The 12,024-nt window shown below is 41.9% G+C and carries 17 protein-coding genes and 1 riboswitch; of the genes, 16 read left to right on the forward strand and 1 reads right to left on the reverse strand.

Translation table 11 applies throughout. From position 1 onward, the window contains the following. Positions 1-36: 36 nt before the first annotated feature. The 16 genes from C6W21_RS13670 (at position 37) to sufB (ending at position 11,485) form a co-directional block, all read left to right on the forward strand. Entirely contained in the window at positions 37-393 is a 357-nt protein-coding gene (locus C6W21_RS13670; RefSeq protein ID WP_106056573.1) for an arsenate reductase family protein, read from the forward strand. 66 nt (positions 394-459) lie between these two features. Further along, on the forward strand, positions 460-843 hold the full coding sequence (gcvH, locus tag C6W21_RS13675; protein ID WP_003213614.1) for a glycine cleavage system protein GcvH: 384 nt from the start codon (positions 460-462) through the stop codon (positions 841-843). A 43-nt stretch (positions 844-886) separates the two neighbouring features. Beyond that, on the forward strand, positions 887-1,123 hold the full coding sequence (locus C6W21_RS13680) for a YusG family protein (RefSeq protein WP_034659913.1): 237 nt from the start codon (positions 887-889) through the stop codon (positions 1,121-1,123). A gap of 127 nt (positions 1,124-1,250) precedes the next feature. Beyond that, positions 1,251-1,595 (forward strand): toprim domain-containing protein, encoded by a 345-nt coding sequence (locus C6W21_RS13685; protein ID WP_034660691.1) that lies wholly within the window; start codon positions 1,251-1,253, stop codon positions 1,593-1,595. Between the two features lie 12 nt (positions 1,596-1,607). Beyond that, positions 1,608-1,910 carry a thioredoxin family protein gene (locus C6W21_RS13690; protein ID WP_106050803.1) on the forward strand — a complete coding sequence of 101 codons (303 nt, stop codon included), beginning with the start codon at positions 1,608-1,610 and terminating at the stop codon, positions 1,908-1,910. A gap of 120 nt (positions 1,911-2,030) precedes the next feature. Continuing rightward, positions 2,031-2,372, forward strand: coding sequence for an SCP2 sterol-binding domain-containing protein (locus C6W21_RS13695; protein WP_034659911.1), 342 nt, complete (start codon positions 2,031-2,033; stop codon positions 2,370-2,372). A 102-nt stretch (positions 2,373-2,474) separates the two neighbouring features. Continuing rightward, positions 2,475-2,583, forward strand: a riboswitch (SAM riboswitch). A 154-nt stretch (positions 2,584-2,737) separates the two neighbouring features. Further along, positions 2,738-3,763 (forward strand): methionine ABC transporter ATP-binding protein, encoded by a 1,026-nt coding sequence (locus C6W21_RS13700; RefSeq protein WP_106050982.1) that lies wholly within the window; start codon positions 2,738-2,740, stop codon positions 3,761-3,763. Beyond that, positions 3,756-4,424, forward strand: coding sequence for a methionine ABC transporter permease (locus tag C6W21_RS13705; RefSeq protein WP_106050804.1), 669 nt, complete (start codon positions 3,756-3,758; stop codon positions 4,422-4,424). The genes C6W21_RS13700 and C6W21_RS13705 overlap by 8 nt, the downstream gene beginning before the upstream one ends. 14 nt (positions 4,425-4,438) lie before the next feature. After that, positions 4,439-5,260: a methionine ABC transporter substrate-binding lipoprotein MetQ gene (gene metQ / locus C6W21_RS13710; RefSeq protein WP_106050805.1), complete on the forward strand. Its 822-nt coding sequence runs from the start codon at positions 4,439-4,441 to the stop codon at positions 5,258-5,260. 103 nt (positions 5,261-5,363) lie between these two features. Then, positions 5,364-5,732 carry a carboxymuconolactone decarboxylase family protein gene (locus C6W21_RS13715; protein ID WP_003212803.1) on the forward strand — a complete coding sequence of 123 codons (369 nt, stop codon included), beginning with the start codon at positions 5,364-5,366 and terminating at the stop codon, positions 5,730-5,732. Positions 5,733-5,947: 215 nt separating this feature from the next. Beyond that, positions 5,948-6,085, forward strand: a complete 138-nt coding sequence (locus tag C6W21_RS19055) for a YuzK family famiily protein (protein ID WP_162839378.1) — start codon at positions 5,948-5,950, stop codon at positions 6,083-6,085. A 211-nt stretch (positions 6,086-6,296) separates the two neighbouring features. Next, positions 6,297-7,082 carry a Fe-S cluster assembly ATPase SufC gene (gene sufC, locus C6W21_RS13720; RefSeq protein ID WP_106050806.1) on the forward strand — a complete coding sequence of 262 codons (786 nt, stop codon included), beginning with the start codon at positions 6,297-6,299 and terminating at the stop codon, positions 7,080-7,082. A gap of 18 nt (positions 7,083-7,100) precedes the next feature. After that, complete coding sequence (gene sufD / locus C6W21_RS13725) at positions 7,101-8,414, forward strand: Fe-S cluster assembly protein SufD (protein ID WP_106050807.1); 1,314 nt, start codon at positions 7,101-7,103, stop codon at positions 8,412-8,414. Further along, positions 8,414-9,634: a cysteine desulfurase gene (locus tag C6W21_RS13730; protein ID WP_106050808.1), complete on the forward strand. Its 1,221-nt coding sequence runs from the start codon at positions 8,414-8,416 to the stop codon at positions 9,632-9,634. The genes sufD and C6W21_RS13730 overlap by 1 nt, the downstream gene beginning before the upstream one ends. Beyond that, the gene (gene sufU / locus C6W21_RS13735; RefSeq protein WP_106050809.1) at positions 9,624-10,070 is read left to right on the forward strand and encodes a Fe-S cluster assembly sulfur transfer protein SufU; all 447 of its coding nucleotides are present in this window, start codon (positions 9,624-9,626) and stop codon (positions 10,068-10,070) included. The genes C6W21_RS13730 and sufU overlap by 11 nt, the downstream gene beginning before the upstream one ends. A 17-nt stretch (positions 10,071-10,087) precedes the next feature. Then, positions 10,088-11,485, forward strand: a complete 1,398-nt coding sequence (sufB, locus tag C6W21_RS13740; RefSeq protein ID WP_106050810.1) for a Fe-S cluster assembly protein SufB — start codon at positions 10,088-10,090, stop codon at positions 11,483-11,485. 78 nt (positions 11,486-11,563) lie between these two features. On the opposite strand, the gene C6W21_RS13745 is transcribed toward sufB, so the two are convergent. Next, the gene (locus tag C6W21_RS13745) at positions 11,564-11,920 is read right to left on the reverse strand and encodes a tyrosine-type recombinase/integrase (RefSeq protein ID WP_106050811.1); all 357 of its coding nucleotides are present in this window, start codon (positions 11,918-11,920) and stop codon (positions 11,564-11,566) included. Between the last annotated feature and the right edge of the window lie 104 nt (positions 11,921-12,024).

The following is a 12,024-nucleotide window of genomic DNA, read 5'->3' on the forward strand; positions in this document are numbered from 1 at the left end:
ATAAAATGTTCTCACAATTTGCAGGAGGTGAAAATGGTGGCTTTAGATTTTTATGAATACCCATCTTGCGGTACATGCCGAAAAGCAAAAAAGTGGCTGGAAGAACACAATAAAGATATCAACAGCATACATATCGTCGAAGAGACGCCTGATAAAGACACATTAAAAGCCCTTTACGAAAAAAGCGGCTTAGAGCTGAAGAAGTTCTTTAATACAAGCGGACAGAAATACCGGGAGCTGCAGCTGAAAGATCAACTTCCTGCAATGTCAGAGGATGAGCAGCTAGAATTACTCGCGTCTAACGGAATGCTGATCAAGCGCCCGATTACGACAGACGGTAAACGAGTGACAGTTGGATTTAATGAAGATACATTTAAAAGCGTCTGGAAATGATGTAACTTTCATTCAGATTGTGGTATCTTCAATATAGATTGTAAGAAAAGACTGGAGGGGTATTGAATGAGCACACCAAAAGATTTACGTTATTCAGAAGAACATGAATGGGTCAAAGTAGAAGGAGATAAGGTGCGTATCGGTATTACGCATTTTGCTCAATCTGAGCTAGGCGATATCGTGTTCGTTGAGCTTCCTGAAGTAGGAGACAAAATTACAGCGGACGAGCCTTTCGGAAGTGTAGAATCAGTAAAAACTGTTTCTGAGCTTTACGCACCGATCAATGGCACAATCGTCGAAGTGAACGATGAGCTGGATGACAGCCCGGAATTCGTCAACGACTCTCCATACGAAAAAGCATGGATGATCGTGGTAGAGCCAGCAGATACATCTGAAATCGAGAACTTGATGACTGCTGAGCAATATGAAGAAATGACAAAAGAAGACTAATTCACGTGAAATTGGACACTCTACTTTTATGGGGGTGTCCAATTTGTCTTTTCAAAAAGAACAGGTGGATATAACAGATCATGTCACTGGACGATTCAAAGAAAGCGGCATGGTGCTGTATCATCAAAATGAAGAGATTGGCACGATGATTAGTGAAAACCAATATGAGTTAAAATCAGGTTATTCCTATGATCAAAATCGTTTTTATCGTCTGACGGATACATTGACCCATGGGACAGAAAAATATGTAGACTGTGATGATGAAAATGGCTGGTGCTAATCACAGATGAGGCTGCAGTGAGCATAAGCTGCAGTCTTTTTAGTGCAAGCGCCCAATCTTTACAACCTGAATGAAAGATTGTAATCTAAGGGAGAAGTGAACAACGTCAAAAGGGCCGGTGATCGTGATGAATGTCGAGGTAGAAAAGGTCATCATTGTAGAAGGTAAAACAGACAAACAAAAGCTAAAAGAAGTGATTAGTGAACCTGTTACCATCATTTGCACCAATGGCACGATCAGTACATCGAAGCTGGATCAGCTTGTAGACGAATTATTAGGGAAAGACGTTTACATATTAGCAGACAGTGACGATGCAGGTGACAAACTGCGGAAGCAATTTCGAAAAGAATTCCCTGAAGCACTTCATCTTTTTGTCGACAGAACATACCGCGAAGTGGCCGCTTCACCGTCAGCCCACATTGCATCTATCCTATTAGCTGCAAACATTGATGTTCATTCGAAATATTTATGAGGGTGGACGTATATGAAAGAGATTGAAGAACACGAATTCAAGGAAATAAAGGACGATTTATTTCTTTTATACTTATATACACCGTTTTGCGGAACATGTCAGCTGGCAAAGAAAATGCTGACAGTCGTAGACGCCATGCAGCCGGATGTACCATTTTATGAAAACAACTTAAACTACTCACCAGGCTTTGCAAAAGCTTTTGAGATCGAAAGCGTTCCTTGCTTTCTACTGTTTAAAAAAGGTGAGCTGGTGCAAAAAGGCTATGCCTTTCACTCAGTTCCATATCTTCATGAAATGATTGAAACCGCTAAATAAAGCGGTTTTTTGTCATATTTCAAGCAATTCGTCTGAAAATTTGTCGAGTTATTTATAAAGGACAAGCCAATGTTTGTAGAGAAATGTTATGTATAACCAAATGACAGGGAGGTTATACATGTGGAAAATGTGAAAACCCATGGGAACACAGGGCAGCGTTTATTATTAAAACCGCTGCTCTCATCATCATCCTTGAAGATTACATTTGAGGCGGAAACTGACTCTTGTACATTGATTGTGGATGAACGTGGTGAAGTGAAGAAACTACCTGCAATTGAGTTATCGGATCTCATCTTTTATGGTGAGAGGAAAGAAATACTTCAATTATTAGATGGAGATATGTCCTTACAGCAGTTAATTAGCAGGGGACAAGTCAAAGTCAAAGGGTCATTCCGTGCGCTCCTTAGACTAGAGGCAGTGCTTTGGCTGACGAACGGTTTTTTTCGAAAAATGATAACGTAGTCGCTTACTTGGAAATTAGCGATTTACAGCGTTGACATATCTCGGGTAGCATGATATTCTACGTTAGTAAAAACATGAACATCACATAAAACAACATATTTTCTCTTATTAAGAGAGGTGGAGGGACGTGCCCTATGAAACCCGGCAACCGTCAGCATAGCTGAAATTGGTGCCAATTCACTCAAAGCCGCAATGCTTTGAAAGATGAGAGAAAGGCGTATTGAACATAAAAGGCCTTTCTGCTTGCGTTGCAGTTAGGTCTTTTTTACTGACCTCACGTCAGGCTAGAGGCATGACAGCAGGAAGAATAAATAACGTATGTGATGGCAACCTATAGATTCAGCAAGAAAGCAGGTGAACAGACTGTGATCCATTTACAAAATGTATCAAAAACGTACCACTCAAAAAGCGGAAATGTTGATGCCGTGAAAGACGTCAACTTGGATATCGATAAAGGTGAAATATTCGGGATTATCGGGTATAGCGGTGCCGGAAAAAGCTCGCTTATTCGCCTATTAAACGGTCTGGAGCTGCCAACAGAAGGAATTGTTGAAGTGGCAGGCAACCGGATCAATGAAGTATCGAATGCGAAACTTCGGAAAGCAAGACAAGAAATCAGCATGATTTTCCAGCACTTCAACCTACTTTGGTCAAGAACGGTGAGACAAAATATTATGTTCCCGCTTGAGATCGCAGGTGTAAAGGCATCAAAACGGAGAGAACGTGCGAATGAATTGATTAAATTGGTTGGTTTAGAAGGAAAAGAAAATGCGTATCCGTCTCAGCTAAGCGGCGGACAAAAGCAGCGTGTGGGGATTGCGAGAGCATTAGCGAATGATCCAAAGGTTCTTCTATGTGACGAAGCAACATCTGCACTTGATCCTCAAACAACGGATTCTATCCTTGATCTTTTAGCTGATATCAATAAACGATTAGGGCTGACAATTGTGCTGATTACACATGAAATGCACGTCATTCGCAAAATTTGTCATCGCGTGGCGGTCATGGAGAATGGACGCATTGTCGAAGAAGGCGAAGTATTACGCGTCTTCAGACAGCCAAAGGAAGAAATGACGAAGCGATTTGTGAAACAGCTTGCTGAACCAGAGGAAGCGAAAGAAACAATCGAGCACGTCTTAGAGCGAGTAAAAGAAGGTCAGGTCGTACGGTTGTCCTTTATTGGCGATTCTGCCGAGCAGCCGCTCATCACTGAAATCATTCGATCCTTCAAGGTCGATGTAAACATCCTTCAAGGAAAGATTTCTCAAACGCAGGAAGGCGCGTTTGGAACACTCTTTATCCATATTAATGGAGAAGAGACCGAGGTAGAAAAAGCCATCGCCTATATCCAAAGCAAACAGGTTGAAATCGAGGTGATGACACATGTTTGAGAAATGGTTTCCGAACGTTGACCTAGATGTCATCTGGAGTGCGACGGGTGAAACGGTGTATATGACACTCATTTCATTGGCATTTGCCTTTGTCATCGGTATTATTCTCGGACTCTTGCTCTTCCTTACAGGAAAAGGCGGTCTTTGGGAAAATAAACCGGTCAATGCTATCATTGGCGCAGTCGTCAACATTTTCAGATCGATTCCTTTTATTATTTTAATCATTCTTTTACTAGGGTTTACGAAATTCTTAATGCATACGATTTTAGGTCCAAATGCAGCATTACCAGCCCTTGTCATTGGGTCAGCTCCATTCTATGCACGTCTTGTTGAAATTGCACTGCGTGAGGTAGACAAAGGAGTCATTGAAGCAGCACGGTCAATGGGAGCGAAAACGTCGACCATCATTTTCAAAGTATTGCTGCCAGAATCATTGCCAGCCCTCATTTCAGGTATTACCGTAACAGCGATTGCTTTAATTGGCTCAACTGCGATTGCAGGTGCAATTGGAGCAGGAGGACTTGGTGACCTCGCCTATGTGGAAGGATACCAATCTGGTAATACAGATGTCACACTTTTAGCTACTGTATTTATTCTCATCATCGTCTTTATTATTCAAATAATCGGTGATTTGATTACAAATAAAATTGATAAACGTTAAGGGAGGATTTATTCATGAAGAAATTGATTTTAAGTGCACTATTTCTAGCATTTGCAGGCATTTTAGCTGCATGCGGTTCATCTAATAACGCAAGCGAAAGCAAAACCATTACGGTTGCGGCTTCAAAAACACCACATGCCGAGATTCTTGAAGAAGCAAAACCACTTCTAAAAGAAAAAGGCTACGATCTCGAAGTGAAAGTACTTAGTGATTATAAAATGTACAACAAAGCCTTAGCTGAAAAAGAAGTGGATGCAAACTTTTTCCAACATATCCCTTACTTAAACGAAGAAAATAAATCAAACAAAGATTACAACCTAGTAAGTGCTGGTGCGGTTCACCTTGAGCCGTTCGGTATCTATTCTAAGAAATACAAATCAGTAAAAGATATTCCAAGCGGCGGCACAATCATCATGACAAACAACGTAGCTGAGCAAGGACGTATGCTTGCCCTACTTCAAAATGCAGGTGTCATCAAGCTTGATCCAAAGGTTGATACAATCAACGCAACAGTCAAGAACATCAAAGAAAATCCTAAGAACCTAAAGTTCAAAAAAATCGCTCCTGAACTAACCGCAAAAGCTTATGAAAACAGTGAAGGCGATGCCGTGTTTATCAACGTCAACTATGCGATCCAAAATAAATTGAATCCGAAAAAAGATTCAATCGAACTTGAGCAAACGAAGAACAACCCATATTCAAACATCGTGGCCGTTCGCAAAGGTGAAGAAAAATCAGAGAAGATCAAGACATTAATGGAAGTCCTTCACTCTGATAAAATCAAAGAATTCATTGACAAAAAATATGACGGTGCAGTATTGCCTGTATCTGAATAACAACTTTTTAACCTCGCTTTGATCAAAGCGAGGTTTTTTGTGTATTTTTTCAAATCTCGCTCATAATAAAAACGAACAAATGACCTGAAGGGATGGAATAAAGATGAATGAACAGCATATGAGCGGATCCATGCAGCAATCACTTACGGATTATAAAACGGCAATGGGTGAATTCCAGAAGAAAATGCCGGTGTTTGGGAAGAAATTCAATGAATTTACAGAGCAGTGCTTCCAGAGCGATTCATTAACGCAAAAGGAAAAACAAATGATTGCCCTTGGCATCAGCATTCATGCACAGGATGAATACTGCATGATTTATCATACAAAGGGAGCGCTCGATCAAGGCGCGACAGAAGAGAATTTGCTGGAGGTTGTGAGCGTGGCGGCAGCATTTGGCGGCGGGGCAGCACTGAGTCAAGGCATTACTGTCGTTCAGCAATGTATTGATGAATTTGGAGGACAGACGCATTAATAGAAGGAAAACATGGTATCTTTCCATCTCGGAGAGTTGAGTGCTTCTCATCCGATTGTGTGAGAAAATATGCCATCATAGCGTGTCATATCCCTTTTGAGTAAAGCCGCATGACTTTGATACAATAAAGCTACACTCAAAGAAGGGAATGGTTTATTATTTGTTCTGACCATAGTACACTGGGATTGGATTATACCGCCGAGATGGAAAAGGCCATGCATAAAGCTCATGGCATGAGCTATGCAGAGTACGAAAGAGACCATGACTTACGGATGAAAGTGGAATATAAACGAGAGCAGTCGTATCGAGATGAGAAAAGACAGCTCGCAAAAATGAATATACGAGGCTATTAAATAGCTAAGGGACGGGGAGAACAGTTTCCCGTCCTTTCTTTATGAAAACAGTCTTTTCGACATAAATCCTTTTATCTACCGGCTTTTTTTGTTAGAATTTTGAGAGCATCCTCTCACGTATATCGTGAATGTGTTGTATTCACTTTTAATTTGTTATAAAATTAGAATGAGAATAAATTGAGAATAATGATTATTTTGGAGGTATCGATATATGACTGCTTCGACATTAACAATTAAGGACTTGCACGTTGAGATTGAAGGGAAAGAAATCTTAAAGGGTGTAAACCTCGAGATAAAAGGTGGAGAATTCCACGCAGTAATGGGACCAAACGGTACAGGTAAATCAACTTTATCTGCTGCAATTATGGGTCACCCTAAATATGAAGTAACGAAAGGCAGCATTTTGCTTGATGGCGAAGATGTACTTGAAATGGAAGTAGATGAGCGCGCTCAAGCGGGTCTTTTCCTTGCAATGCAATACCCATCTGAAATTAGTGGTGTAACAAATGCGGACTTCCTTCGTTCTGCTATTAACGCTCGCAGAGAAGAAGGCGATGAAATCTCTCTGATGAAATTCATCCGCAAAATGGATGAAAACATGGAGTTCCTTGAAATGGACCCAGACATGGCGCAGCGCTACCTAAACGAAGGTTTCTCAGGCGGGGAGAAAAAACGCAACGAAATTCTTCAATTAATGATGATCGAACCAAAGATTGCGATTCTTGACGAAATCGATTCTGGTCTTGATATCGATGCGTTGAAAGTGGTTTCTAAAGGAATTAACAGAATGCGTGGCGAAAGCTTCGGCTGCTTAATGATCACTCACTATCAGCGCCTGCTGAACTACATCACACCAGATCACGTTCATGTCATGATGCAAGGACGTATCGTGAAATCTGGCGGACCAGAGCTCGCGCAGCGTCTAGAAGCAGAAGGCTATGACTGGATCAAACAAGAGTTAGGAATTGAAGACGAAACTGTTGGTCAAGAAGCGTAAGCGTTAGGAGGATTATTGATGACATTAGAAACGAAATTATCAGTAGATCAAGATTATGTCAAAAGCTTCTCCGAGAAGCATCAGGAACCGGCATGGATGAGCTCCCTTCGCTTACAGGCTCTTGAAAAAGCAGAAGACCTTCCAATGCCAAAGCCTGACAAAACGAATATTTCTAAATGGAATTTAACCAATTTCAAACAGCATACAGTCGAAAGTGCGCCATTTGGATCATTAGAAGAGCTTCCTGAAGAAGTGAAATCTCTCATTGGTTTAGAGGTCACAGATAAGACAGTCTACATTCAGCGTGATCAAACGCCAGCATATTTGTCTCTTTCAACAGAAGCGAAAGACAAAGGCGTGATCTTCACTGATCTTCATACAGCGATCCGCGAACATGGAGATCTAGTGCAGAAATACTTCATGACAGATGCAGTGAAAGTAGATGAGCATAAACTAACAGCTTTACACGCTGCTTTAGTCAATGGCGGAGCTTTCCTCTATGTACCGAAAAATGTAGAGCTTGAAGCACCAATTCAAGCCGTCTACCTGCATGAAAATGACGACACGACTTTGTTCAACCATGTCATCGTCGTAGCAGACGACCATAGTGCTGTGACATATGTAGAAAACTACATTAGTACGGCAAAGCCGGAAGAAGCGATTTTCAATATCGTGTCTGAAGTGTTCACGGGAGCTAATGCCCGCGTCACTTACGGTGCAGTAGATAACCTTGCAGAAGGTGTCACAGTGTATGTGAACAGACGCGGTATGGCAAATGGTCGTGACAGTAAAATCGAATGGGCGCTTGGCCTGATGAATGATGGAGACGTCGTGTCTGAAAACATCACAAAACTTATGGGCGACGGTACATTCGGTGATACGAAATCAGTTGTTGTCGGCCGGGGCAATCAAACAGAAAACTTTACAACAAGCATCATCCACTTCGGTAAAAACTCTGAAGGGTATATCTTGAAGCATGGTGTGATGAAGGATCAAGCATCCTCTATCTTTAACGGAATTGGTAAAATCGAGCATGGTGCTACGAAGTCAAATGCAGAGCAGGAATCACGTGTTCTCATGTTGAGTGAAAAAGCACGCGGTGACGCAAACCCAATTCTATTAATTGATGAAGATGATGTCACAGCAGGGCACGCTGCTTCTGTTGGACGTGTCGATCCAATTCAATTGTATTACCTCATGAGCCGCGGGATTTCCAAAGAAGATGCAGAAAGACTTGTGATTTATGGCTTCTTAAATCCAGTCGTCAAAGAACTGCCGATTGAAGGAGTTAAAAAGCAGCTTGTTTCTGTGATTGAAAGGAAAGTAAAATAATGAATATCAAAGACGTTCGTGAGCAATTTCCAATCCTTCATCAGCAAGTGAACGGACATGATTTGGTGTATTTGGACAGTGCAGCGACTTCTCAAAAACCAAGAGTGGTCATTGATGCAATGAATGAGTATTACCGGTCTTACAACTCGAACGTCCACCGGGGTGTTCATACCCTTGGTACAAAAGCAACGGACGCATACGAGGGTGCGAGAGAGAAAGTTCGTGCATTCATCCGTGCTTCATCTGTCCAGGAGATTATTTTTACTAGAGGTACAACAACCGCACTAAACACAGTGGCGATCAGCTATGCAAGAGCAAACCTTAAAGAAAGCGATGAGATTGTCATTACGCACATGGAGCACCATGCGAATATCATCCCTTGGCAGCAAGCAGCAAAAGCAACTGGCGCCACATTGAAATATATTCCGTTACAGGAAGACGGCACGCTATCGCTTGAAGATGTGAAGCAAACGATCACACATCAAACGAAAATCGTCGCTGTCACACATGTCTCAAACGTATTAGGAACCATCAACCCGATTAAAGAAATCGCCAAAATTGCACATGATCATGGGGCAATCATTGTCGTCGATGGTGCGCAAAGCACCCCGCACATGCAAATTGATGTTCAGGACTTAGATTGTGACTTTTTCGCATTCTCTGGGCATAAAATGTGTGGACCGACTGGCATCGGTGTACTTTACGGGAAGAAGGACCTTTTGAATAATATGGAGCCTGCTGAGTTTGGCGGTGAAATGATCGACTTTGTGGATCTGTATGATTCTACTTGGAAAGAGCTGCCTTGGAAATTTGAAGCGGGAACACCGATTATTGCCGGAGCAGTTGGACTAGGAAAAGCGATTGATTTCTTAAATGACATTGGCATGGAGGAAGTCAGCCGTTACGAGCATCAGCTTGCCACTTATGCGCTTGAGCGCTTTAAGGAGCTTGACGGTGCGACTGTTTATGGACCGCAGCACCGAGCTGGACTTGTGACGTTTAATTTAGACGACGTCCATCCGCATGATGCGTCTACTGTTCTGGATACGGAAGGTGTCGCCATTCGTGCTGGACACCACTGTGCACAGCCGCTCATGAAATGGCTTGGTGTATCAGCGACTGCAAGAGCAAGCTTCTATCTGTACAATACAGAAGAAGAGATTGACGAGCTCATCGCAGCGCTCCGTAAGACAAAGGAGTATTTTACGAATGTCTTTTAATGTAAACTTAGACACACTGTACAGACAAGTGATTATGGATCATTACAAAAATCCGAGAAACAAAGGTGTGTTAAACGACAGCATTGTCGTCGATATGAACAACCCAACGTGTGGTGACCGCATTCGTCTCACGATGAAAATCGAAAACGAAAAAGTCATTGATGCGAAATTTGAAGGAGAAGGATGCTCTATTTCGATGGCATCTGCCTCTATGATGACGCAGGCGATTAAAGGGAAAGATATTGAAACAGCTTTGAAAATGTCTCAGATTTTCTCCGATATGATGCTAGGAAAAGAATACGACGATTCCATTGATCTTGGTGACATTGAGGCGCTGCAGGGAGTGGCAAAATTCCCAGCCCGCATCAAATGTGCAACATTATCCTGGAAGGCGCTTGAAAAAGGCGCATCTGCCGAAGATAACGGCAAATCATAAGATTGGAGTGAAAATGGATGGCTAAAAAAATGCCAGATGTTGGTGAATATAAATACGGCTTTTCTGATAAAGACGTTTCCATTTTCCGTTCAGAGCGCGGACTGACAAAAGAGATCGTTGAAGAAATTTCTCGTATGAAAGAAGAGCCTCAGTGGATGCTCGACTTCCGTTTGAAATCTCTTGAGCACTTTTACAACATGCCGATGCCACAATGGGGCGGAGACTTAAATGCATTAAACTTTGATGAAATTACGTACTACGTAAAGCCATCAGAGCGCTCTGAGCGTTCTTGGGATGAAGTACCAGAAGAAATCAAACAAACCTTTGATAAGCTTGGTATCCCAGAAGCAGAGCAAAAGTACTTAGCAGGTGTATCTGCTCAGTATGAATCTGAAGTTGTGTATCACAACATGAAGCAAGACCTTGAAGATCTAGGCATTGTGTTTAAAGATACAGACAGCGCATTAAAAGAGAACGAAGACCTCTTCCGTGAGCACTGGGCAAAGGTCATTCCTCCGACTGACAACAAATTTGCTGCGCTTAACTCGGCTGTATGGTCTGGTGGTTCATTTATCTACGTACCAAAGGGCGTAAAAGTAGATACACCACTTCAAGCATACTTCCGTATCAACTCTGAGAACATGGGTCAGTTCGAGCGTACACTGATCATCGTTGACGAAGGCGCACATGTGCATTACGTAGAAGGCTGTACAGCTCCAGTTTACACAACAAACTCACTTCACAGTGCGGTTGTTGAAATCCTCGTTAAAAAAGGCGGCTACTGCCGTTATACAACGATTCAAAACTGGGCAAACAACGTCTTCAACCTTGTCACAAAACGTACGGTATGTGAAGAGAATGCGACAATGGAATGGATTGATGGAAACATCGGTTCTAAGCTGACAATGAAATACCCAGCGGTCATCCTAAAAGGTGAAGGCGCTCGTGGTATGACGTTAAGTATTGCCCTAGCAGGTAAAGGTCAGCACCAAGATGCAGGTGCAAAAATGATTCACCTTGCACCAAACACATCATCAACGATCGTATCGAAATCGATTTCCAAACAAGGCGGTAAAGTCACATACCGCGGAATCGTTCACTTCGGACGTAAAGCAGAGGGTGCGCGCTCAAACATCGAGTGTGACACACTCATCATGGATAACAAATCCACTTCTGATACAATCCCTTACAATGAAATCTTAAACGACAACATTTCATTAGAGCACGAAGCGAAGGTATCAAAAGTATCAGAAGAGCAGCTATTCTACTTGATGAGCCGCGGAATTTCTGAAGAAGAAGCAACAGAAATGATCGTCATGGGCTTCATCGAGCCATTCACAAAAGAACTGCCAATGGAATACGCCGTTGAAATGAACCGCTTGATTAAATTCGAGATGGAAGGCAGTATAGGTTAACCGTTGATATACCGGGGATTAAAGGTGTTTAGGCATTACATTTATATTAAGCACCCACAAAACACCCACAAAATTTAATTATTGAACATACCGCAGATACATTTCCATTGCTTGGTCCTCAATTTTTTTGGTGACATGGAGATACGTATCTGCGGTTGTTTTTATGCTAGAATGTCCTAACCGTTCCGATACATATTTAATATTCACGCCTGCTTCTAAAAGGTGTACAGCAGGGCTATGTCTCAATGTATGTGGAGACAGAACGGGAAGATTTGCCCTTTTACAGACTTCTTTAAAATACATTCTCACAACATTTGTTTTTAACCATTTACCCTCATGTTGAAAGAAGACAATATTATTTTCAGGCTGAACATAGCGGAGCTTGTAGTGTAACAATGGGTACAGCTTGTGCGCCTTGCTTTTATGGCTTAACATTCTTATCAGGGTTTAACATAGGCGAATGCTTTTGGAAAAAATATTAGTTAGGTGGTATATAAATGAATTTAGCTCGTGTAATGTGTATTCTCATTTTTATAGTA

It is taken from the genome of Bacillus sp. NMCN1 (assembly GCF_002998085.1).
Taxonomy (GTDB): domain Bacteria; phylum Bacillota; class Bacilli; order Bacillales; family Bacillaceae; genus Bacillus.